The following is a 22978-nucleotide window of genomic DNA, read 5'->3' as shown; positions in this document are numbered from 1 at the left end:
CTGAGCGGAGGTGACTCATGAGCGCAGACGGCCAGGAACAGGTGTCCCCGCCCGCCTCCTTCCCCGCCGCCGAAGCAGCGCTGGAGGTGATCGAGGAGGCCGTGCGTACCGCGCAGATCCCGCAGCCGGGCCAGCAGGCCGCCCCCCAGGCGAGTGCTGAGCAGGCGCTGGCCGCGCTGTTGCTGCTGCGCCGGCTGCGGGATCAACTGGCCGGCTGGGAGACGGGGCTGATCGAAACCGCCCGCGAGGCCGGTGCAAGCTGGGCCGACCTCGCCCAGCCCCTCGGAGTCGCCAATCGGCAGTCCGCCGAACGCCGCTACCTGCGCCTGCGCCCCGGAGCACCGGGCACCACCGGCGAAGAACGGATTCAGGCCACTCGCGATCAGCGCGCCGCCGATCGCACCGTCACCACCTGGGCCCGCGGCAACGCCGCCGACCTGCGCCAGCTCGCCGGCCAGATCACCGCCCTGACCGACCTGCCCGCCGAAGTCCGCACACCCCTCGTCCAGGCCCTCGGCCACCACGACGTCGCCGCGCTCCTCGGCCCGCTGACTCGCGTCCGCGACCACCTCACCGCCGGCCACCCCGATCTTGCGGCTCGCGTGGATGCCCTCACCCGCCACACCGACGGCCTGCGTCAGGCCAGTAGCGATCAGCGTCGCCCGGCCCTCTGAGGAGCCTGCTCCCCTCCGCACTTCGGCGCCTCACCCGGACGGGTGAGCATGGGCGACGCGCGGGCGGACAGGCGCCAGTGATGAACATGATCGGACGATTCGAACGGGCTATGGACCGCTGGACGAGTGCCGTGTGGGCCTCGGTGCGCAAGCCCGGAAAGAAGCCGATGGACGTGGTGGTCCGGCTGCGCCGGGAGTGCGACGACAATGCCCTGATCATGGGGCGTGGGCGCACCGTGGTACCCAACTGTTTCTCGATCGAGCTGCCCGCGGACAGTCACCGGCGACTGGCCGGCCACCGGGAGCGGCTCGGCCCCGAGCTGGCCGCGGAGATCCGACGGTACGCGGCCGAGCGGTCCGACAGCTTCGCCGGCCCGGTGACGGTGGGCGTGGCAGCACATCCGGACGGTGGGCGCACCCGCTACCGGGTGCACAGCCGCCTGGTCCCCTGCCATCCGCCGACGCACATGGACGCCCCGACCATGGCCCTGCCCCAGGTGACTGTGCCCCCGCGCAAGGGGCGGTGAGCCGGTCAGGGCTTCCGAGAGCTTCGCCGGAGCGGAGCGGTCACCGCAGCTCAGGCAGTGCCACTCCCCCCACCGTCCGGCCTGGGAACACCACATCGGGCTCAGTGCCGTGCCTGAAAGAAGTCGCTCAGTTCCCGGGGCAAGCTGCTGCCGACACCTTGGAGTCAGGCGTCAGTGGAGTGCTGGGGCTGGGAGGCGGCGGCGCGCAGCTCCTCGTTCATGCGCTGGGCTTCTTCGAGCTGGTCTTCGAGGACGACGATGCGGCAGGCGGCCTCGACGGAAGTGCCCTGGTCGACCAGTTCGCGGGCGCGGGCAGCGATGCGCAACTGGTAACGGGAGTAGCGGCGGTGTCCGCCCTCGGAGCGGAGCGGGGTGATCAGCCGTGCTTCCCCTATCGCCCGCAGGAAGGCGGGCGTGGTGCCGAGCATTTCGGCGGCCCGCCGCCTGGGAGGCCGGAGGCGCGGGGATCGCGGATGCGTGACCGGGGACCACCTTCCAATCCGGGGTCTTGCGGTACCCAGGCGGTGACACTTCCTCGCCCGGGCGATCCTGATGGCGTCTGCCTCCTTCATTCCGGACTACTGCTGCGTACTGGAACATGCGGTCATGCCGTACTGCTTCGCGGCCCCTGACGGGCCACCGGCCCGGCAACCAGCGACGGAACCCTTCCTACCCTCCGGCTCCCTCACTCCACTGCCGTGCCGTCCATCTTCGGACCTGCGTGCGCGCCAGTTCATCCTCTGCCGCGCTCACTCGATCTCGTGGCTACAGGCAAAACAGTAACCCCGTCGACCGCCCATGTCTACACCCGCCATGACAGATTTACTGCATCGGGGTGACGCCCATTTCTGCCGGTGATTGGCACTGAAAATCTGTCCCAGCAGCGGGTTCCTACGGTGTGGTGGCGTCCTCGAGTTCGGCGGCCAGGTCCGGGTCGGGCTTGGGGATGGCGCCGAAGTCCTCGTCGGAGTCGGTCTCCAGGCGGAGCACCGCGTCGGTGAGGGAGGTGGTGAAGACCCACCATCTGGCCTCGTAGGCGCGGTGCTGTCGGGTGCAGCGCTTGACCTCGACGACGACGTCGAGCTGCCCGGCGGAGATCAGTACGTCCGGGGCGGGGGTGAGGAGGGCGGGGCGTTCGGTGAGCATCGGGTCGGTCTCTTTGTCGTACAGGGCCTGGGCCTGGTGATGCCAGTACAGGGCGGATTCGGGCTCGGCGAGCTGCAGGTGGTGCAGGTACAGGCAGCGGGCGGCGGTGGCGGAGTCGGCTCCGGCGGCGAACTGCCACCAGAACTGGGCGGCCTCGTGACGGTCGGCGAGGTAGAGCAGGCAGGCGAAGGCGAGGGCACCGGCCGGCTCGATGCGGGCCGGGTCGTCGACGAGCAGGGCCATCGCGGCGATGGCCGCCGGGTCACGGACCACGCGGGAGGAGAGCGAGCCGAGGTGGGCGGCGGCGCGGGCGTGCAGAGCAGCCATCGCGGTGCTGGGCACCTCGCGGTCCTCCGGGCGGGCGTGGGAGTGCCGGGCCCGGCGGGCGCGGTGTTCCAGGGCGGCGGCCTTGCGCCAGACCACGCGGTGGGCGATGCGGTTCAGCGCGGCCTGCGCGTCGTAGTCGTCGTATTCTCCGGTCAAGACCTCGGCCTGGGCGAGGGCCCGGTCGATGGCCGGCAGGTTGTTCTTCCGGCTCATACCTTTTCCTCCTCGGTCGGTTCCCAGTCGAATCCCAGGTAGCGGGCGAGGCGGCGGCGCGCTCCGTGGATGTGCGAACGGACGGTGGCGGGCGAGATGCCCATGATGTGGGCGACCTCCTTGGGCGGGTAGCCGAGTACGAAGCGCAGCACGATGACGTCGTAGTGGCGTTCGGGCAGTCGGGCAATCGCCGTGTACAGGCCCAGATTCGATTCGAGTGCGTTCAGACGGACTCGGGAGGCGTCGCGGATCGCGGCGAAGGCCGCGGTGGCCACGAAGGGCACTTCGCGCCCTTTGGCGGCCAGACGCCGGTCGATGACCTCCTTGAGGGTGGCCATCGCGTACGCCTCCACACTGGGCTGGCGCAGCACCTCATTCCAGGTGTCGGCGAGTTCGGCGAATGCCTCCTCGACGACGGCCTCGGCCGCCGTGCGGCTGTCGAGCTGCAGGTGGGCGAAGCGGAGGAATGCCTTGTGGTGCAGCAGAAAGAATGCCGTGAAGTCCAGCGGGAGCACGGCGGAGAAGCGATCGCCGTTGGCGGCGGAGTCGCCCCAGGGGTCGGGCCGGTCGGTCACTTGGAGCCCTCCCCCGGATGCCGCTGGTCCACGCTGCGGGCGCGGTCGTGCTGCTGGGCGGCGATGTGGGCGGCTCCGATGCGCACACTGGCTCCCAGCAGGCGCCTTCCTGCCGTGCACGCATCGGCTGCGATCACCCTTGCCGTGACTGCCCACGTCATCACGTGGGCGGCCATTTCAAGATCCACGTTTGGTGTCCCTCCAAGACGCTGGAGAGTGCCCACCCCCGTTGGCACCCAAGGCCGTTGTAGCCCTCGCTCATCAGCCAATCGGAAAGGGCAGCCGAATGTTCACGCGCATCTGCAAAATCTTTCGGAACTTGCACATCCGTTATCTGTAACGCTCCTTGGAGCCACAGGAGCCTCATGCGTCACAGATGCAACGGGCGCACGCATCTGATCGCGCGTCGCTGATCCACTCTTCGGGCCGGCCCGCATCCGGCGACGCGCCGCTTCGGCACGTGCACGAGAAACCGCACACGTGGCCTACTCGGTCATGACGCGAACTGCCCCTCCCCTGGGACCTGACCGAGGCGCGGCACGGCCGCGGCCGTCCGTCGAGCATCCGGTTGCCCGACCCACTTCAGTACTGCGCGTGGCCATGGGCACCGACCCGCCGACGCCGGTGCCCATGATCGGGACTGCACCGGCCGTGGAGGGGAGCTCATCGCGGACGGTGCGTCCTGCTTCCACTTTCCTCTCCGTGCAGGGCCCACAACCGATCCGCTCGACGCATTTCCCCTACGCCATACGGGGATTGGCTGCCCGGCCTCATTCCGTCACTGTGCTGTCGCGCTCAGCTCGTGAAACGCCACTCAGGGCCGGGCTGCGCTCGGGAACCGGACAGGACCATCCGATTGGCGCAGAGGGAAAACGATGCTGCGGGTGAACGGCACGGCATGTCGCCTGGGCGGCCGACTACGAGCGGTGCGTCGGCCCCGGCGAGACCTGGCTCGGCTCCGCCGGCAAGATCCAGGGCGCCCATTACGCCGGACGCACCTGCTGAGGCGAGCCCCCGCGGGTCAGACACCCACCGGCGGCCGGCCGGAGACCGTTGTGAGGCGGGAGTGGCGTGGTGGTGCGGCGGGGCGGTCACCGTTCTGAAGCGTTGCACCACCATCCGGCCGTTCTCGTCCCCTGCCGCCACTGTTGGGCAGTGGCTTCTGCTCAGATCACGGCACTGCGTGCCCCATGCCTCCCCGTCCGCCCGGGAAGCGCGGTGCTCCCGGCCCTGCCGCGGATGGCGGGAAAGCGGCTGCTCGCCTTCCCCTCGGGTGCGCGGTCGCGGTTAGGGTCGGCGCATCCGGGCCCGGGACGACGCGAAGAGAAGAGAAGCAGAGCAGCCGCACAGCACTGATGTTGGGACGCGACGAGAGGGGCGGCCAATGCCCGAACTCCCGGTCACTGCTCACCGGTTGGCCGATCGAGCCGCCCATCGCCTCCTGGCGGCCTGCGGCTGGCTGACCAGCCCACGGACCCCGGACGACTACCTCGCTCTGGTCGATCCGCTGCTCTGTGCGCGCCGCCCGGCGGGGCGCGTGACGGAGATCCGGCAGGAGACGGCGGACGCGACCAGCCTGGTCATCACGCCCGGCAGGGGCTGGCACGGACACCGGGCCGGCCAGTATCTCCCCGTCGGAGTGGAGATCGACGGCGTACAGCACTGGCGTACGTACTCCCTGACCTCGCCACCGGGGCGGCCCGGCGGGCCGGTGGCGATCACGGTCAAGGCCGCGGACGGCGGTACGGTCTCACCGCATCTGGCGCATCGGATCCGCCGGGGCACGCTGCTGCGGCTGGGGCCCGCTCAGGGCGCCTTCACCCTGCCGGACCCGTTGCCGCGGCGGATGCTGATGGTGACTGCCGGCAGTGGAATCACCCCGGTCATGGGCATCCTTCGTACGCTCATGGCGCGGAGCGCGACGGCTGCACACCCCGACGTGCTGCTCGTGCACAGCGCGCCCGGCCCCGCCGATGCCATCTTCCGCACCGAACTCAACGCCGCACAAAGCGAGTTGGCGTGGTTTCGGTTCCATGAACACCACACACGGTACGGCGCCGCACCGGCCGGCCGGCTCACTCCCGAACACCTGACGCGCCTGTGCCCGGACTGGCGCGAGCGCGAGACCTGGGCCTGCGGCCCGGCCGCCCTGCTCGACGCCCTGGAGGACCACTGGGCGCGGGCGGGTATACCGGACCGGCTGCACGTCGAGCGCTTCACGCTCGATCTCGTCTTTCAAGACGACGCTTCACGGGCAGCGGCCGACGGGGCCGGTGGCCGCGTCCGGTTCCTGCGGTCGGGCATCGAGACCGACGCCGACCCGACGCGTCCCCTGCTGGAGATCGGCGAGGCCGCCGGTGCGGTCATGCCGTACGGATGCCGCCGCGGCATCTGCTTCGGCTGCCTCGTCCCGCTGGCGAGAGGACGCGTACGCGATCTCCGCAGCGGACAACTCCACGAGGACCCCGGACAGTTGATCCAGACCTGCGTTTCGGCCGCCGCGGGAAGCATCGCCCTCGACGTCTAGATGGCCTCCCGGACCCGGGCGCGCCCCGTGGCCGTTCTTTTCCATACGCACCGATCCGTCCCTCCGTTCCGTACACCGATCCTTCCGTCGATCCGTCCGTCGATCCGTCCATCGAGTCCCCGGAGACCGACATGACCGTGACCGTACCGAATCTCGACCCCGCCGACGTCGAAGCCCTCGGCGCGGAGCTCGACCGCATCCGCGCCGAGGTCCTCGACGAGCGCGGCGCCGACGACGCCCGTTACATCCGTACGGTGATCGCCGCCCAGCGCGGCCTGGAAACGGGTGGCCGGGTGGCCCTCGCGGTCTCGCTGTTCCCGCCCGCCTGGGTAGCGGGCACGGCGATGCTCGCCACCGCCAAGATCCTGGAGAACATGGAGATCGGCCACAACGTGCTGCACGGCCAGTGGGACTGGATGCGCGATCCGGCGATCCACTCGACCACCTGGGAGTGGGACTTCCTCACCACCGCCGCGGCATGGAAGCACACCCACAACCACCTGCACCACACCTGGACCAACGTCGTCGGCCGGGACCGCGACCTCGGCTACACGATCTTCCGGATGAGCGCCGATCAGCGCTGGCATCCCGTCCACCTGGTCCAGCCGTTCTACAACCTGGCGCTCGCCCCGGTCTTCGAATGGGGCATCGCCCTGTACGACCTGGAGGCGGACGCCGTACCCGCCGGCCGCAAGACACCGCGTGCCCTCCTGCGCGACGTGGCGGGGCTGGTCGGCAAGGCCGGACGCCAGCTCGCCAAGGACTATCTACTGTTCCCGCTGCTGGCCGGGCCGTCCGCGCTGCCCTGCCTGCTGGGCAACCTCGCCGCCAACACCACCCGCAACATATGGGCGCACACCATCATCTTCTGCGGCCACTTCCCCGACGGCGTCCAGACCTTCACCGAGGAACAGCTCGACGACGAATCCCGCGCCCAGTGGTACCTGCGCCAGATCCAGGGCTCGGCCAACATCGAGGGCAGCACGCTCTTCCACATCCTCAGCGGCAACCTCAGCCACCAGATCGAACACCACCTCTTCCCTGACCTGCCCAGCAACCGGTACGCGCGGATCGCCCCCACCGTTCGCAAGCTCTGCGAGAAGTACGACCTGCCCTACGTCACGGGCTCCCTGGGCAAGCAGTACGCCGCCACCTGGCGGCGCATCCTGCGCTACGCCCTGCCGGGCCGGTAACTCCGGTGCCATGAGGCGGTGGTGCGGGCGGGCGCTGCTCCGACGGCGGAGGAGGGCAGGAGAGTACAGTAGCGGTAGAGGGCATCCCGAAAGCCGGCGCCCGTGCCGGCCTCGTTCTCGAAGAACCACAACACCGGGCGCACGCACACTGCGCCTGGAACAGGGTCCACGATGACCATCGAATACCTGCCCTCCGACCGCAACGCTCCGCCGCCGCCGCTGCGGCTACCGCTGCCGATGCGGCTCCCCGCAACCGTCTTCGTCAGCGGGGTACTGGACTTTTCCACCGCTCCGGAGCTGCGCGAACGGCTCATGGAGCGGCTGGACGAACCCGGCGCGGCTGTCTACGTCGATCTGTCCGGTGTCACGCACTGCGCGGCGCAGCCGCTGGGAGTGCTGATCGCGGCCGATCGCCGGGCCCGATTCCATCACGGCCACTTGTTCGTCGTCGCGCCGTCCCCCGCCGTCGAATCCGCCCTCGCGGACAGCGGTATGGGCAGGCTCCTCACCATCGTTCCCACCGCCGCCGCGCCTGAGCCGGTACGTGCTGACGCGGCCTAGCCTTGCGCGCACGGGTGACGGTCGGTGGCCGCCTGGAACGCGGCGGTGTCGATGTGGTTGACGGTCAGGTCACTGATCCTCCAAGTACCCGCGGCCGCCGCGGTGTTCGTCTGTGAGGTCGTGATCAGCCGCCCGCCCTGACCGAGGTATCGAAGGAGATCCACGAGTCGGGCGGCAGCGCCGGCTGACCCGGTACGTGCGGCGCTCCATCAAGGGTGGATCACCGGCCGTCGCGAGGCGTACGCCTCCCGCCCAGCGGTCCCGTGTCGGCGCACTCCACGCGCTGCGCCTCCGTGTTGGATGATACGAGGGTCACCCTGCCAACTTCTCTGTGTCATCTGCCAGTACGACGTCCGGACGGGGCGGTGGAGACTTTCTGCCACGACCGGGACCCGGCGGGCCTCTGAATCCGGAGGGCCTCTGCTTTCGGAGTGCCGGTGTGGCCACGTACATGGCGAAGCGCAGGAGGGAGCCGCACGTGAGCGTGCAGCAGTACGACGGGATCGGCGAGGCGTTCGAGGGGTTCAAGTCCCTGCCGCTGACGCGTTACGGGGAGGTGCCGAGCTTCCTGGGCATGGTCGGGAACGTGAGCGGCAAGTCGGTTCTCGACCTGGCGTGCGGCACCGGTTTCTACAGCAGGGAGTTCAAACGGCGCGGCGCCACGGACGTCCTCGGTGTCGACATCTCCGTCGAGATGATCGCCGCCGCGCGGAAGATCGAGCAACGTGATCCGCTGGGCGTGCGCTACGAGGTCGGTGACGTGGCCGAGCTGCGGCCTCTCCACCGGCGTTTCGACATCGCGGTGGGAGTGCAGTGTCTCAACTACGCCGAGGACATTGCTGCGATGGAGCGGATGTGCTGCAACATCCACCGGAGCCTGGTGCCGGGGGGCGAGTTCTTCGTGCTCGCGCAGAATCCTGACTACCGGTTCGACTGTGCGTCCCTGGACCAGTACGGGTTCCGCTGCGAGCCGACCGGCGAGGAAGCCGAGACGGGGCCGCGGTCGCGGGTCACGGCTCTCCTCGACCCGCAGCCGATCAGCATCGTCAGCACGGTCCCCCGCCGCGAGGTCTACGAGGAGTGCCTGCGAGTGGCCGGGTTCGGTGCGGCGGAGTGGGTTCCGCTGCAGGTGTCCGAAGCCGGTATGCGTGAGTTCGGCGAGGACTTCTGGGCGGACCTCCTCGCGCATCCGCCGCTGGAAATGCTGCGCTGCCGCGCCTGAAGAGAGCGTCCTGCCAGCACTTCCGGTCTCTCCCGGCCTCGCGGCCTCTCGCCCAACGACACCAGCGCAACCAGCCTGATCGGTTCAGGGTGCATCGCGCCGGGTGCTGTCGTCGCTGGGCGGGAGGGGAAGGGTGACGATGCCGTCGATGACGTCGCGGGCCAGGTCGGCGAGGCGGACCTGGTGGTGGCGGGCGTGGGCGCGCAAGTGCTTGAAGGCGGCGGCGGGATCGATGCCGTGGTGGGAAGCGAGGTAGCCCTTGGCCTGTTCGATGACGGTGCGGGTGTTCAGGGCTCCTTGGAGCTGTGTGCTCAATGTGCGGTGATGCTCCAGGGCGGTCTGCTGAAGCAGGGAGATGGCGGTGGCATCGGCCAGCGCTCGGGCGAGGTGCTTGTCGGCCTCGGGCAGGGGGCCGGTGGCGCGGCGGAAGAGGTTCAGTACGCCTATGGTCTCCGCTCGCAGCCGGATCGGGCTGGCATGCACGGAGTGGTAGCCGGCGCGGTGCGCGCGGACGCTGAAGCCCGGCCAGCGAGAGGGGGCGGTCAGGTCCACGTGGTCGACGGCGGCGCCCTCGCGGTAAGCGGTGAGGCAGGGGCCCTCGCGGGCGTCGATTTCGAAGAGTTCCACCAGGCGTACCTGTTCGGAGGTGGTGGCGACCAGGCGCAGCGGGCCGCCGGGGGCGGCCAGCATCACTCCGGCGTCGCCGATGTCCAAGAGGTCCATGCAGTGTTCGGCGACGCGGTACAGGAAGTCGGCGGGGTCGAAGTCGGCGACGAGGGTGTCGGCAACGTCGATCAGTGCGGCGGTCACCCGCATCTCACGGGACGGGGACGGAGGCCCATCGGGTGCGGGCGGGCCTGCCGCGGGTAGGGGCGGAATGGGCACAGCAGCCTCCGGTCGTCGATGTCAGCGACCGGACCGGAAGCGTCATGCACGGGGGCTGGGTGGAGACCACCCGGAAATACCAGCGGTGCCCTGTGGCCAGACTACGCCCCGAGCGCGGCTCTTTCAGCCTCACCGAACGCCCGCGTTCGCCTCGCCACGACGCGTCCGACGGTCCGGGAGACCTTGAGCCGGCGCCGCCACACGGCCATGGCCTCGGGGGGGCGGGGAGTAGGCTGGGCACAACTGCCCGCGCATGGCGCTGTTTCTCCGCTTGATTACCCTGACATTGGCTTCCGACCGGGCAGTATCGGCGGTGAGTGCCGGAGATCGGATCCGTACCGGTGGACACACTCTGGGCCGCTGGCGGCCCCACCAACTGTGTGCTGAGCCTCGCGTGAGGTCCCCGCGGCCGGAGGCCGCGCGATTGGCCTACTACCTTGCTCGCCACCACGACGGGTCGGGCTCCATCGCCGTCGCATGCCGGGCGGCGCTGCAGGCTCCGTGCTCGGTAGGGCTGACGCTGGCTGCGGATGCCGCCCTGGCCCGCCGGATATCGCTGTGCTGCGACGGCCCGCTGGCCGACGCAGGAGAGACCCTGGAGATCAACCTGGGCGAGGGGCCGTGCGTGCAGGCGCTGCAGCAGCGGGCCTCCGTACTCGCCGATGACCTGACCGATCTCGGCGCCACTCGGCTCTGGCCCCTCTTCGCCGACGAAGCCCAGGCCCAGGGGATCCATGCGGCCTTCGCCCTGCCCGCTGTGTCCCACCCCCGCTTCGCGGACCGGGCGGGCATCGTCCTGTCCCTTTACCGCGACCGGTCCGGCCCGCTGTCACCAACCGACCAGCACACCGCCCGCATCCACCTGGACGCCGCCCAACTCCTCCTCCAGGCCGCCTGTGCCGCCGCACCCGAGGACGATTCCGAGCTCCTCGTCCCCCACTTTGCACCGTCCCAGGCAGTCGTCCACCAGGCAGTCGGCATGATCATCCAGCGCCACGACCTCTCCGCCGACCACGCGCTCGACCGGCTGCGCGCCCATGCCCACAGCCGTGGCATCGATCTCACCGACCTCGCCCACGCCGTCGTCCACGAGGACCTGGACCTCCCCGACTACTGACCTTTCGGATCCTCTCTTGCATGTTCTATGCCATACACCTTAAGTTACCGACAGGTAGCCCGTCTGGTGGCGGGCCGCGTCGTCGTCGAAGGTGGTGGTGGCGGGTGAGTCCGCGCAAGAGTGACAGCCGTGACCGGATGATCCTCAGTGCTGCCGCTCTGCTGCGTGAGTACGGTGCGAGCGCGACCAGCATCGACGGGGTCCTCGCGCACAGCGGAGCTCCTCGGGGCTCGGTGTATCACCACTTCCCCGGTGGGCGGACGCAGCTCATCGACGAGGCGGTGGCACTGGCAGGGGACTTCATCGCGGGACTGATCGATGCCGCCATGCAGGCGGACGATCCGGTGGAGGCCGTCGACGCGTTCTTCGTGCTGTGGCGCGACCGGCTCGTGGAGAGCGGCTTCCGGGCCGGCTGCCCGATCGTGGCGGTGGCCGTGGAGACCAACGACGACGCACCCCAGCTCGCCCGCTCCGCCGCCGCCGTCTTCGCCCGCTGGCAGGAAGCCCTCGCAGCCCTCTTCCTGCGGCACGGCCTGACCGAGGAACGCAGCCGCCGGCTCGGCGCCTTCATCATCGCCGCGGTCGAAGGCGCGGTGATCATGTGCCGGGCCGAGCAGAGCACCGCACCGATCGAGGCGGCCGCCGCCGAGATCCACGACCTGCTCCTGTACGCCCTGCGTGACCGCCCCGGTGCCGTACCCCGGCCCCGGCCGTAACCCCGCAGCCACTCGACCCAGTCAGCTCAGCTCGAAGGAGTCGCCATGCCCTCGCTCGACCGTCAGGACAACGTCTTCGTTCTCGACCTCGGAGACGGTGAGAACCGCTTCCACCCCGACTGGCTCACTGCCGTCGGCGCCGCGCTCGACGAGGTGGAGAAGGCAGCGGGCCCCCGCGCCCTGGTCACCGCCGCCACCGGCAAGTTCTACTCCAACGGGCTCGACCTGGACTGGCTGTTCGCCCACGCCGACCAGCACCAGGACTACGTCGTCTCCGTTCATGAGCTGTTCGCGCGGATGCTGTCGCTGCCGGTCATCACGGTGGCCGCGCTGCAGGGGCACACCTTCGCCGCCGGTGCGATGTTCTCCCTCGCGCACGACTTCCGCGTGATGCGTGCTGATCGCGGCTACTGGTGCCTGCCCGAAGCGGACATCAACATCCCCTTCACTCCTGGTATGGCCGCGCTCATCCAGTCCCGGCTGGCGCCGCAGACCGCGCATGAGGCCATGCTCACCGCCCGCCGCTACGGCGGGTCCGACGCCGCGGCCGCCGGCATCGTCGACCGGGCGGTCAGCGAGGACGCCGTGCGCTCCACCGCCATCGAGATCGCCCAGGCGCAGGTGAGCAAGGCCGGCGACACCCTCGGCACGATCAAGGCCCGGATGTACGCCCCGGCCCTGGCCACCCTGCGCGACACCGCCAACCCGCTCGGCTGACCAGCACCTCACCGACCGCACCACCCCGCGCCCCGGCACTTCCCCCGCGGGGCGCGGGATACGCCAGCCGCCCACCGCATGAGGAGACAGGGCCGATGACCGCCGACACCGCCACCTGGCACAAGAGCGCGTGCATCCTGTGCGAGAACAACTGCGGCATCCAGATCCAGACCGACGGCCGCCGCTTCACCAAGATCCGCGGCGACAAGGAGCACGTCGCCACCGCCGGCTACACCTGCAACAAAGCCCTGCGCCTGGACCACTACCAAAATGGCGGAGCCCGGCTGACGACACCACTGCGCCGGGAGGCGGACGGCAGCTTCACCCCCATCGACTGGGACACCGCTCTCCGCGAGATCGCCGCCCGGCTGAAGACGGTACGCGACACCCACGGCGGCGAATCGATCTTCTTCTACGGGGGCGGCGGACAGGGCAACCACCTCGGCGGCGCCTACAGCGGCGCCCTGCTGCGCGCTCTCGGCGCCCGCTACCGCTCCAACCCCCTCGCTCAGGAGAAGACCGGCGAGGGTTTCGTCGACGCCCACCTCACCGGCGGACACACCACCGGAGACTTCGCCCGCGCCGAAGTCTCCCTCTTCCTCGGCAAGAACCCCTGGCAGTCCCACGGCGTCCCGCGGGCCCGCACCGTGCTCAAGGACATCGCCAAGGACCCATCTCGCACCATGATCGTCATCGATCCGGTGCGCACGGAGACCGCCGACCTCGCCGACATCCACCTCCAGGTGAAGCCCGGCACCGACGCCTGGTGCCTGGCCGGCCTCCTCGGCGTACTGGTCCAGGAAGACCTGCTCGACCACGCCTTCCTCGCCGCGCGCACCACCGGCGCCGAGACGGTGATCGAGCAGCTCAGGGCGGTGGATATCGCCCGCTGCGCGCAGACCTGCGGTGTGGACGAGGGCCTGCTGCGCCAGGCGGCACGCCGTATCGGCACCGCTGCCGGCGTCGCGACGTACGAGGACCTGGGCGTGCAGCAGGGCCCCAACAGCACGCTGGTCTCCTACCTCAACAAGCTGACCTGGCTCCTGACGGGGAATTTCGCCAAACCCGGTGCCATGCAGCCGCACTCGTGGATCGCCCCGCTGGCCCGCTATTCGACAAGCCCGCGCCGCACCCCCGTCACCGGCGCGCGGATGCCCGGCGGCCTGGTGCCCTGCAATGTCATCGCCGAGGAGATCCTCACCGACCACCCCGACCGGTTCCGGGCGATGATCATCGAGTCGGCCAATCCGGCGCACTCCCTGGCCGACTCCGCCGCCTTCGCAAAGGCACTCGCCGCGCTCGACCTGGTCGTCGTCATCGACATCGCCCTGACCGAGACCGGCCGCCAGGCCGACTACGTGCTTCCCGCCGCCTCCCAGTTCGAGAAGTGGGAAGCGACCTTCTTCACCTTCGAGTTCCCCCACAACACCTTCCACCTGCGCGCCCCGGTCCTCGACCCGCTGCCCGGCACCCTGCCCGAGCCCGAGATCTACGCTCGCCTCATCCGCGAACTGAACGCCGTCCCCCGCAGCAGGCTGACACTGCTGCACGCCGCTGCCCGCCTGGGCCGCACCCCCTACAAGCTCGCGTTCGCCGCCCTGGCAGCCCTCGACAAGGGCACCTTCGCCATGGCCCCGTACCTGTTGTACGAGACCCTCGGCACCACGCTTGCCGACGGGGCCCGTTCCGCCGCCGTGCTGTGGGCGCTCGCGCAGCGCATCGCCAAGGAGTACCCCACCGCCATGCGCCGGGCCGGACACCCAAGCGCCGACGCCCTGTTCGACGCGATGCTGGAGGGCCGGTCCGGCATCACGTTCACCGAGGACGAGTACACCGACGCCTGGAACTACGTCCCCCACCCCGGCCACCGCATCCCGCTGCCCATTCCCGAACTCCTCGGCCTCCTCGCCGACCTGGACACCACTCCCGCCGTCCACACCACCGACGACTTCCCGATCGTCCTGGCCGCCGGCCAGCGCCGGGCCTTCACCGCGAACACCATCTTCCGCGACAACACCTGGCGGAAGCGCGACCAACAGGGCGCCCTGCGCGTCAGCCCGTACGACGCCGAACAGCTCGGGCTGTCCGATGGCGCCCTCGCCCGGATCACCACGACACGTGGCACCGCCCAGGCGGTCGTCGAGATCGACGACCGCCTGCAGCCCGGGCACGCGGCCCTGCCCAACGGCTTCGGCCTCGACCTGCCCACCGAGGACGGCGGCACCGAACGCACCGGCGTCGCCCTGAACACCCTCACCGACCTCACCTGGCGCGACCCCATCGCCGGTACCCCCTGGCACAAACACGTCCCCGCCCGCATCGAGCCCCTCCCCGCCTGACGAACACCCGCCCCTCGCGGCAGGGCCACCACGCAAGGAGAACGACCGTGACCACCACCGACCCCACCGCCATGACCGGCCTGGAACTGATGCGCTGGGTGCAGACCGAACGCCCCACCGACATCCCCTCCATCGGCCGCCTGCTCGGCATGCGCTTCGACGAGGTCGACCACGGCCGCATCGTCATCTCCCTCGATACCCGCCCCGACTTCGCCAACCCCCTCGGCACCGTCCACGGCGGCATCGCCGCCACCCTCCTCGACTCCGCCATGGGCTGCGCCGTCCACACCACCCTCCCCGCCGGCGCCGGCTACACCACCCTTGAACTCAAGGTCAACTACATCCGCGCCGCCCGCACCGACGGCCAGACACTCACCGCCGAGGGCACCGTCATCCACGCCGGCCGCCGCACCGCCACCGCCGAGGGCAAGGTGCTGGACGACCAGGGCAAACTGATCGCCCACGCCACCACCACCTGCATGATCTTTTAACGCGCCACGGCCACTGCTTCCGCTCACTCCTGGCTTTCCATGGCTTCGGCGATCTCCTGCCAGGGCGCGTCACCAGCAGAAGGAGAGGTGGGAGGGGAGGTGAGGTGAGGGGAATCTGACGATGTGGCGGGGTTCCCGGGGGTCGGGAACCCCGCCACATCGAAAAAGGCGGCCAGGTCAGTAGATGTTGGCTTCGACGGCGGGGCCGTCGCCGCGGGTGCTGTTGATCTGGGCCCGCAGTGCGATCTCGTCGTAGACGCGGAACTCGCGGACGATGCGGCCGTTCTGGATCAGGAACTGGGAGACGCCGAGCATGGTGACCGGCTGGTCCGTCAGGGGGCCGAACGCGGGGGTGCCGCGGTAGGTGCCGTGCATGGTCCACAGCACTGCCACTCGCAGCCCCGCGTAACGCTCGGCGTAGTTGGTCTGGATGTCCCGCACTTCGAACCGTGCGTCGGGGAACGGTGCGACGGTCGACAGCAGATCGGCCTGGTAGCGGTCGGGGCGGATGACGGTCCGGTCGCCGATCGTGTGCAGGAAGAGGTCCCGCACCATGAAGTCGTTGACCTTCTGCAGCCGGCGCTGGGTCCACACCTCGTCGATGAATTCGAGGACCATCTCGCACTCGGGCCGGTGGTCGTCCGGACGCGGGCCGCTGACGCCTTCCAGGAGTACGTCCTTCGGCGGTGCCTCGAGCATCGAGCCGGTGTACCCCTGGAAGCGCAGGGCGCGGGCCGCCTCGTCCGGGTCCGCGCCGCGCTGCAGGCAGTCGGCGAGCTCGTCGCGGACGACCCACTCCTCGACCATTCGACCCCTGCGGTAGAGGCAGTTGGCGACCGTGCGCTTGCGGATGCGGATGTTCTTGCCGTCCACGAGGTGTTCGTCGGCGGAGAAGACCAGGTGCGAGCTGAGGAAGGCGTCGTTGCCACGCGCCTCCCACACCACGTCCTCGGCCTGGCCGATGTGCTGCGGTGTGCTGCCCATCCGCATCGTGCTGCCTTCGATCACACCGTCGCGGCCCACGACGGTGCCGAGGCTCGCGTGGACGATCGAGTCCGGCTCGTAGTTGTCGACGATGTACGAGACGTCCCGGTCGACCCAGATGCGGTCGGTGACCTCACGGATGAAGTCGTCCGGGTCCTGGTAGGGGAGGTACGCGACGGGGTCCAACGGCATGGGATGTTCCTTTTCGTGCTTGAGTGGTGTGGGCTTGGGTGGGCCTGAGTGGGCTTGAGAGTTCATGCGGGTGCATGAGGTGAGGGATGGCGGTCAGCGGGCGAACTTGTCCTCGCCCAGGTGGCTGCGGTACGTCTCCGTCATGAAGGCGCTGACCACGACCAGGGCCAGTACCGCCGCCGCGGCGAGGTAGACCCACACCGCGTAGATCGTGCCGAAGCTGGTGACCAGCAGGGCGGCGACGAACGGTGTGATGCCCATGAAGACGGAGAACGAGCTGTTGTACGCGATGGCGCTGGCGCTGAACCGCGTGCGGGTGGCGAAGAGCTCCGCGGCGCAGACCGTGACGATCCCGGTCAGGAAGAACTCCGGGATGATGTAGATGAGTTGGCTGGCGACCGCGGCGCCGAACGTGGCCTGTTCACCGACGTAGAAGGCCAGTGGGACCAGGACGATGCAGGCGATGGCGCCCATGATCAGCATCGGCTTGCGGCCGATCCGGTCCGAGAGGGTGCCCGCGAGGGGCAGCAGCGGGATGAGGACCGCGACCGAGATCGCGTTGGATGTCAGCGCCATCCAGCGGGGCAGGCCCAGCGTCCCCGTCAGGTACTCCGGGTAGAAGGTGACCCAACTGTAGGAGAGGATCGCCAGCATCACCGAGACGCCGCAGAAGACGAGCATCGGCCGAAGCTGGGAGCGGAGCGCCTCGCGGATCGGTGCCTTGACGACCTGGGTGCCGTCCTCCGTGGCCCGGATGAACTCGGGCGTCTCCGCGATGCGCTTGCGCAGCCAGACCCCGACCGCGCTCAGCGGCAGCGCGAGGAGGAAGGGGATCCGCCAGCCGTAGGAGTTCAGGGCCGGCCCCTCGAACACCGCGCTGGTCAGCGCGGCGGTGCCGGCTCCCGCGAGGATTCCGAAGAAGCAGCTGTTCGACGCGTACGAGGCGTAGTAGGCCCGTCGCTTGGGCTCGGCCCATTCCACGATGAAGGCCACCGCTCCGACGTACTCGCCGCCGGAGACCATGCCCTGGACGATGCGTATCACCAGGAGGAGGAGCGGTGCGAGGACGCCGATCTGCTGGTACGTCGGCAGTGCGCCGATCATGGCGGTGGTCACGCCCATGACCACGATGGTCCACAGCAGCGCCTTCTTGCGGCCCACCCGGTCTCCCCAGCGGCCGACCAGGGTGCCGCCCAGGGGGCGGAACAGACAGGCGATCGCGATGAGTGCGTAGGTGCTCAGCACCGCGACCGCCGGGTCGCTGCCGGGGAAGAAGGCGGGGGCGAGGACCGGGGCCAGGTAGCCGTAGAGCCCGTAGTCGAACTGTTCAACGAAGTTGCCGATACTTCCCGCGCCGATGGCCCGGCGTATTGCCTTCCGGTTCTCGGGGTCGGTGGCGTTTCTGTCGCCGGCGGCTGTGGGTGGCGCTACAGCGGACATGGCTTCTCCGTTCGCGCGGTGGGAGGGAGTCAGGAGGTACGTACGCAATGTGCATACGTATGAACTGGGGGCTGTGCGGGACCCTAGAGAGGGCGGTGGGGGGCGTCAATAGGTGGGACGTGGATCAGTTGTCGGGCTTCGCGGGCTCGGCAAGAGGCGCCGTGAGGGTGTGGAAGGCGTCCATCAGGACCTGCGCCATGTTGTAGAGCACCAACTGGGCGCCCGCCTGCTCGGCGGCCCTGGCGCCGGCCGTGTCGGGGACGATGGACATGACCGCGCGGCCGGCGTCGTGAGCAACCCCGTGCGTCGCGGCGATGAGCTTGTCGATGGCATCCTTCCCGGGGAATCCGCAGTCCACGGCCAGGTCGGCCGGGCCAACCAGGATCGCGTCCACGCCTTCGGTTGCGACGATCTCCGGGGCCGCGGCACAGGCCCGCGCCGTCTCGATCATCGCCACGACCAGGGTCTCCTCCGCGGCGGCGAGGTGCTCGACGGCCGTCACCGCACCGAAACGGCCCGCCCTGCTGTACGTGGCGAAACCCCGCTCCCCCAGCGGCGGATAGCGGTCCGCCGCCACCGCCCGCCGGGCGTCCGCGGCACTGTCGATGTGCGGATGGATGATGCCGGCGGCGCCCAGATCGAGGCAACGCAGGGCAAGCGCGGGCTCGGCGGTTCCGACGCGGACGAGTACGTCGAGGCCCTGCGCAGCGGCCGCGGTGAGGTGGTGCTGAAGCACCGTCATATCGGCCGGGCCATGTTCGCAGTCGATGACTACGTAGTCGAGGCCGGCGACGCCCGCCATCTCGACCAGTGTCTCCGACGGGAGGCGGAGCAGCGCGCCGTAGAGGCGTTCGCCCGCTGCCAGCCGCCGTTTGAGGGAGCGACGCGCCCTCATCGCGCCACCATCCCCGCGGACAGGTCGATGTCGGCCCCGCACAGGCCCGGCATCCGCAGCATCGCCGTCACGGCCGCGCCCACCTCGTCCTCGGTGACCATCCGGCCGAGGGCCGAGCGTGACACGAAGGCCGCTTCCGCCTCCTGGTAACTGCTGCCGGTCCGCTCCGCCTCCAGGCGGAAGTTGCGCTCCATCCGCGGGCCCGAAACCGGGCCGGGCGACAGGGAGTTGACCGTGACGCCCAGCGGGCCCACTTCACCTGCCAGTGTGGCGGTGAGGCCGATGACCGCCATTTTCGACGCGCAGTAGGGGGTGCGCCGCAGCAGTGGCCGCTTCCCCGACACCGAGGCGATGTTGATGACGTCGCCGGCGCCCCGCGCGGTCATGGCGGGCAGGAAGGCACGGCACATCAGGAACACACCGCGGACGTTGATGCCGAAGACCTCGTCCCAGTCGTCCGCCGAGATGTCGGTCAGTGGGGCCACCGGCCCGGCGATCCCGGCATTGTTGACGAGGATCGAGATCTCCTCGTCGGCGAGGCTTTCGGCGAGCGCCGCCACGTCGGAGGGGTCGGACACGTCGCAGACCCGGTGGGTGACGTCGGGGCCGAGTCGCGTTGCGGTCTCCTTGAGGGCGCGTTCGTTGCGGCCGGTGATGACCACTCGTGCGCCGTCGGACAGCAGCGCACGCGTGATGGCGGCCCCGAGCCCGCTGCCGCCGCCGGTGACGAGTGCGGTACGTCCTTCCAGTGGTGCAGCGCCGCCCGTCACACTGCCTGTCGCATCGGTCGTCATGCTTCTCCCCCGGTGTTCCACGGCAGCGTGGCGTCGCCGTACTTGGCCGCCCGTACGTCGCCGGAGCGGGCGTGCCCCTCGAAGAGTTCGACGCGTGCGGCACGTCCGCACACCTCGCCGAGCCGCGCCGAGGAGGCGGGGTCCGTGACCTCCTGGTACGTCACCGTCTTGAGGTACTTCCCCACCCACAGGCCGCCGGTGTAGCGGGCTGCGCCGCGGGTGGGCAGGACGTGGTTGGTGCCGATGACCTTGTCGCCGTACGAGACGCAGGTGCCCTCGCCGAGGAAGAGCGCGCCGTAGTCGCGCATCCGGTCCAGGGCCTGGCGCGGGTTCTCGGTGAGGATCTCGACGTGTTCACTGGCGTAGGAGTCGGCGATCTCGAATGCCTCGTCGAGGGAGTCGGCGACGACGATCTCGCCGTGGTCCCGCCAGGCCGGCTCGGCGAAGTCCTTGGTCGGCATGCCCGGCAGCAGCCGGTCGATGTGCCGCTCGACCTCGCGGCCCAGCTCCTCGGAAGTGGTGACGAGGACGGCGGGCGAGTCCGGGCCGTGCTCGGCCTGCGAGAGCAGGTCCACGGCGACCACGAACGGGTCGGCCTGCTCGTCGGCGACGACCAGGATCTCGGTGGGCCCGGCGAACAGGTCGATGCCGACCTCGCCGAACAACTGCCGCTTGGCCTCGGCGACGTACGCGTTGCCCGGACCGGCGATCAGCGGCACCCGGCCGATGGTTTCGGTGCCGATCGCCAGGGCCGCGACCGCCTGGACACCGCCGAGCAGGTAGATCTCGTCGGCTCCGGCCAGATGCATGGCGGCGACCGTGGCCGCGGGGATCTCACCGCGGATCGGCGGGGTGCAGGCGGCGACCCGGGGCACGCCCGCGACCTTCGCGGTCACGATCGTCATGTGCGCGGACGCGGTCAGCGGGTAGCGGCCACCGGGTACGTACGCCCCCGCGCCGGCGACCGGCACGTGCTTGTGGCCGAGGTGCACGCCGGGCAGTGTTTCGATCTCGATGTCCTGCATCGAGTCGCGCTGCGCCTGGGCGAAGGTGCGCACCTGCTGCTGTACGAAGCGGATGTCCTCCAGCACCGTGTCCGGCACCCCGGAGACGATCTTCCGGATCTCGTCCGGACCGAGCCGGAAGGACTCCGGGCTCCAGTTGTCGAACTTCTCGGAGTACTGGCGGACCGCGGCGTCACCCCGTTCGCGGATGTCGTCGAGGATGGCGGCGACGCGCTCGGCGACGTCTGCGCGCGCCGCGCGCACCTCACCGGCGGGTATGGGGGACTTCAGATGGCGGGGCATGGCTGGCTCTCCTCGGAGTGTGTGGGATGCGGTGAGAACTTTCAGAAGGCGGGCTGCGTGCGTTTCGCTGCCACAAGCAGGTCACGTACCGCGGCGGAGACGGATCCCGGCTGCTGGATCGGCAGCAGGTGCCCGGCCCCGGGGACCGCGCGCAGCCGGGCGTCCGGCGCGGCTTCGGCGATCGCACGGTGGAAGTCCGGCGGGCACAGCGCGTCCCGCATGCCGTACAGGACGGTCATGGGACAGCGGGCGGAGCGCAGTGTTTCGTGTGCGTCCGAGCGCGTCGCCTGGGCGGCGAGCTGGGCGCGGGCGGCGTCCGGGCCGACCCGGTGGGCCATGCTCCGGTAGCGGTCCGCGAAGTCACCGGGCGGCTGGGTCACATCGAACATGCCCGGCAGGGTCTGCTCGATGACCTCCTCGAACCGGCCCTCGGCGATCAGCGCGTCCATGGTGCGCCAGGCGGCGTACTGCTCCGGTCGCGGGGCCCCCGCGTTGGTCGACATCGCGCAGAATCCCGCGACCCGTTCGGGCGCCCGGCGCAGTACTTCGAAGCCGACGATCGCCCCGAGGCTGAGCCCGACCAGGACGAAGGGGCCGGGGACGGCGGACAGTACCTCGTCGGCCAGGCGGCCGATGTCCGGTTCCGTCAGTGCGACGTGGTGTACCTCGTGATGTTCGGGGAACGCCACGTCGGTCCAGAGGCCGTGGTCGCACAGCATGCCGGGGACCACGACGAGCGGCAGGGGCCCGGGCCTACCGGACGCACCGTCAGGGAGCGCGGCGGACATCAGCGTCGCGCGGAGCGGGGCAGCAGTGCGTACGGGGCGAGGTAGCCGTTGTGGTCGATCCCGAGCCCGGCGTCGGCCGCGGCCTTGACCACCTCCTCGTCCCAGTCCAGGCGTACCCGGCCGTCGCCACCGTTGACGATCAGGAGGTCGGCCTCGGCGTCACCCACGTTCCGCAGGGTGCGCCAGGCGTCCTGGGGGACGGAGAGGATGTCGCGCGGGCCCAGGCGGACGGTGACCGGGTCGGTGCGGTTCAGTGTGACTTCCCAGAGCCCGTCCTTGACGATCAGCGTCTGGGTCTCGCGCTGGCGGTGCAGCGAGACGCCCTGGCCGGGCTCGGCGCGCAGCCAGGCGGCGTTGTGTCCGTGCGGGTTGAAGATCCGGGGCTCCTGGTGCGGGTCCTCGGTCATGCCGTACCCGATGACGCAGCTCAGGCGCGCCCCGCCGCCCGGCAGTGTGCTGTCGAGGAAGGGCCGGTCGGACCAGACCAGTTCGTCCGCCGCGGCGATGCGCCGCTTCATCTGCTCGGGGGTGTAGCGGCGCAGCCGGTCGATGTACTCCTGCGCCATCGGCTCGGTCAGCTCGGTGCCCTCGGGGATCTCGTCGCCGGCGACCGTGTCGATGAGCTTGTTGTCGGCCGTGAGGTACAGGCCGTGGCCCTCCGCCTCACGCAGCACCGAGGGGCCCCAGATGATGCCGCCGGTGTTGTCCATGCCGAGCACGGTGAACATCCACCCGTCGTCCGGGCCGGTGTTGGTGAAGCCGCGGAAGATCCAGGTGGGGACGGACGCGATGTCGCCCGCCTTGAGGGCCAGTTCGCCCTCGGTGCCGTCGGCGCCCCAGCGCAGCAGGTACTCGCCCTCGGTGCAGACGAACACCTCGGCCGTGTAGTGCAGGTGGAGGTTGTTCGTGATGCCGTGCGGCATGGCCGCCGCACCGATCTGGAAGCCGTGCGGCAGGCGGAGGTTGACGTGCTGACCGGAGGACTGCGAGACGCCGGGGCCGATCATCGCGTAGTTCTCCTTCCGGTCCGAGCCCGGCGTACGGCAGTCAATGAACGCCTGGTTGCAGGAGACGAAATCGCTGCGGCGGATCGTTCGGCGATCCAGTTCCGCGGTGGACACGACGACATCGGACATGGTCGCTCCTTCGCTCGAAGTGCGTGGGGAATGCGTGGGGGATGCATTGGGAAGCGTGGGGGCCACGCTGGATACGCGTTTGGAATACGTATGCATTGATCTGACAGCCACGACTCCGGCACTGTCAAGAGGTCGGTCGGGATGTATTGCAGACGTATGCTTCGAGGAGACGACTACGGGGCCGCCCGCCCGAACCAGTACATACGTATACT

General features: G+C 69.9%; 22 protein-coding genes and 1 pseudogene. 12 read left to right on the top strand and 11 right to left on the bottom strand.

What is annotated here, in order from left to right; genetic code table 11:
- Positions 1 to 17 precede the first annotated feature (17 nt).
- Together IG84_RS0118420 and IG84_RS38050 are read left to right on the top strand one after the other, a co-directional pair.
- Positions 18 to 674 carry a hypothetical protein gene (locus tag IG84_RS0118420; RefSeq protein ID WP_031058224.1) on the top strand — a complete coding sequence of 219 codons (657 nt, stop codon included), beginning with the start codon at positions 18 to 20 and terminating at the stop codon, positions 672 to 674.
- Positions 675 to 760: 86 nt separating this feature from the next.
- A complete protein-coding gene (locus tag IG84_RS38050; protein ID WP_157848903.1) occupies positions 761 to 1201 on the top strand; it encodes an FhaA domain-containing protein in 441 nt (146 codons plus the stop codon).
- 164 nt (positions 1202 to 1365) lie between these two features.
- Here IG84_RS38050 and IG84_RS0118410 read toward each other — a convergent pair whose 3' ends face one another.
- From IG84_RS0118410 to IG84_RS0118400, 3 genes are all read right to left on the bottom strand, one after another.
- Positions 1366 to 1629, bottom strand: coding sequence for a MerR family transcriptional regulator (locus IG84_RS0118410; RefSeq protein WP_107053909.1), 264 nt, complete (start codon positions 1627 to 1629; stop codon positions 1366 to 1368).
- A 463-nt stretch (positions 1630 to 2092) separates the two neighbouring features.
- A complete protein-coding gene (locus IG84_RS38950; RefSeq protein ID WP_051861939.1) occupies positions 2093 to 2887 on the bottom strand; it encodes a hypothetical protein in 795 nt (264 codons plus the stop codon).
- A complete protein-coding gene (locus IG84_RS0118400) occupies positions 2884 to 3462 on the bottom strand; it encodes an RNA polymerase sigma factor (protein WP_031058215.1) in 579 nt (192 codons plus the stop codon). The genes IG84_RS38950 and IG84_RS0118400 overlap by 4 nt, the downstream gene beginning before the upstream one ends.
- A 900-nt stretch (positions 3463 to 4362) precedes the next feature.
- On the opposite strand from IG84_RS0118400, the pseudogene IG84_RS42275 reads away from it, so the two are divergent.
- The 5 genes and pseudogenes from IG84_RS42275 to IG84_RS0118370 form a co-directional block, all read left to right on the top strand.
- Positions 4363 to 4467 (top strand): annotated as a pseudogene (locus IG84_RS42275) (DUF6355 family natural product biosynthesis protein); the annotation flags it as partial.
- Positions 4468 to 4846: 379 nt separating this feature from the next.
- Complete coding sequence (locus tag IG84_RS0118390) at positions 4847 to 5989, top strand: ferredoxin reductase (RefSeq protein WP_031058212.1); 1143 nt, start codon at positions 4847 to 4849, stop codon at positions 5987 to 5989.
- A gap of 131 nt (positions 5990 to 6120) precedes the next feature.
- A complete protein-coding gene (locus IG84_RS0118385; protein WP_031058209.1) occupies positions 6121 to 7182 on the top strand; it encodes a fatty acid desaturase family protein in 1062 nt (353 codons plus the stop codon).
- Positions 7183 to 7353: 171 nt separating this feature from the next.
- A complete protein-coding gene (locus IG84_RS0118380) occupies positions 7354 to 7743 on the top strand; it encodes an STAS domain-containing protein (RefSeq protein ID WP_051861938.1) in 390 nt (129 codons plus the stop codon).
- 478 nt (positions 7744 to 8221) lie between these two features.
- On the top strand, positions 8222 to 8965 hold the full coding sequence (locus tag IG84_RS0118370; RefSeq protein ID WP_031058201.1) for a class I SAM-dependent methyltransferase: 744 nt from the start codon (positions 8222 to 8224) through the stop codon (positions 8963 to 8965).
- 84 nt (positions 8966 to 9049) lie between these two features.
- On the opposite strand, the gene IG84_RS38045 is transcribed toward IG84_RS0118370, so the two are convergent.
- Positions 9050 to 9781 (bottom strand): GAF and ANTAR domain-containing protein, encoded by a 732-nt coding sequence (locus tag IG84_RS38045; protein WP_051861936.1) that lies wholly within the window; start codon positions 9779 to 9781, stop codon positions 9050 to 9052.
- Between the two features lie 493 nt (positions 9782 to 10274).
- Here IG84_RS38045 and IG84_RS0118360 point away from each other — a divergent pair, with 493 nt between their 5' ends.
- From IG84_RS0118360 to IG84_RS0118340, 5 genes are all read left to right on the top strand, one after another.
- On the top strand, positions 10275 to 10967 hold the full coding sequence (locus IG84_RS0118360) for an ANTAR domain-containing protein (RefSeq protein WP_051861935.1): 693 nt from the start codon (positions 10275 to 10277) through the stop codon (positions 10965 to 10967).
- Positions 10968 to 11071: 104 nt separating this feature from the next.
- Positions 11072 to 11683 (top strand): TetR/AcrR family transcriptional regulator, encoded by a 612-nt coding sequence (locus IG84_RS0118355; RefSeq protein ID WP_245659396.1) that lies wholly within the window; start codon positions 11072 to 11074, stop codon positions 11681 to 11683.
- A gap of 45 nt (positions 11684 to 11728) precedes the next feature.
- On the top strand, positions 11729 to 12400 hold the full coding sequence (locus IG84_RS0118350) for an enoyl-CoA hydratase-related protein (protein WP_031058190.1): 672 nt from the start codon (positions 11729 to 11731) through the stop codon (positions 12398 to 12400).
- Positions 12401 to 12495: 95 nt separating this feature from the next.
- Complete coding sequence (locus IG84_RS0118345) at positions 12496 to 14739, top strand: molybdopterin-dependent oxidoreductase (RefSeq protein WP_031058187.1); 2244 nt, start codon at positions 12496 to 12498, stop codon at positions 14737 to 14739.
- A gap of 47 nt (positions 14740 to 14786) precedes the next feature.
- Positions 14787 to 15230 carry a PaaI family thioesterase gene (locus IG84_RS0118340; protein WP_031058184.1) on the top strand — a complete coding sequence of 148 codons (444 nt, stop codon included), beginning with the start codon at positions 14787 to 14789 and terminating at the stop codon, positions 15228 to 15230.
- A gap of 177 nt (positions 15231 to 15407) precedes the next feature.
- Here the strand turns inward: IG84_RS0118340 and IG84_RS0118335 are convergent, their stop codons facing one another.
- The 7 genes from IG84_RS0118335 to IG84_RS0118305 form a co-directional block, all read right to left on the bottom strand.
- A complete protein-coding gene (locus IG84_RS0118335) occupies positions 15408 to 16406 on the bottom strand; it encodes a nuclear transport factor 2 family protein (RefSeq protein ID WP_031058181.1) in 999 nt (332 codons plus the stop codon).
- 93 nt (positions 16407 to 16499) lie between these two features.
- Positions 16500 to 17846: an MFS transporter gene (locus IG84_RS0118330; protein WP_031058179.1), complete on the bottom strand. Its 1347-nt coding sequence runs from the start codon at positions 17844 to 17846 to the stop codon at positions 16500 to 16502.
- A gap of 124 nt (positions 17847 to 17970) precedes the next feature.
- Entirely contained in the window at positions 17971 to 18741 is a 771-nt protein-coding gene (locus IG84_RS0118325) for an HpcH/HpaI aldolase family protein (RefSeq protein ID WP_051861934.1), read from the bottom strand.
- Complete coding sequence (locus IG84_RS0118320) at positions 18738 to 19535, bottom strand: SDR family NAD(P)-dependent oxidoreductase (protein WP_051861932.1); 798 nt, start codon at positions 19533 to 19535, stop codon at positions 18738 to 18740. The genes IG84_RS0118325 and IG84_RS0118320 overlap by 4 nt, the downstream gene beginning before the upstream one ends.
- On the bottom strand, positions 19532 to 20842 hold the full coding sequence (gene hisD / locus IG84_RS0118315) for a histidinol dehydrogenase (RefSeq protein ID WP_031058168.1): 1311 nt from the start codon (positions 20840 to 20842) through the stop codon (positions 19532 to 19534). Before hisD ends, IG84_RS0118320 begins: the two co-directional genes overlap by 4 nt.
- Positions 20843 to 20883: 41 nt before the next feature.
- Positions 20884 to 21561, bottom strand: coding sequence for an alpha/beta fold hydrolase (locus IG84_RS0118310; RefSeq protein WP_031058166.1), 678 nt, complete (start codon positions 21559 to 21561; stop codon positions 20884 to 20886).
- Positions 21562 to 21629: 68 nt separating this feature from the next.
- Positions 21630 to 22766, bottom strand: coding sequence for a cupin domain-containing protein (locus IG84_RS0118305; RefSeq protein ID WP_031058164.1), 1137 nt, complete (start codon positions 22764 to 22766; stop codon positions 21630 to 21632).
- Positions 22767 to 22978: the final 212 nt, after the last annotated feature.

It is taken from the genome of Streptomyces ochraceiscleroticus (assembly GCF_000720485.1).
GTDB lineage: Bacteria > Actinomycetota > Actinomycetes > Streptomycetales > Streptomycetaceae > Streptomyces > Streptomyces ochraceiscleroticus.
This window is presented reverse-complemented; position numbering and strand designations above follow the sequence as displayed.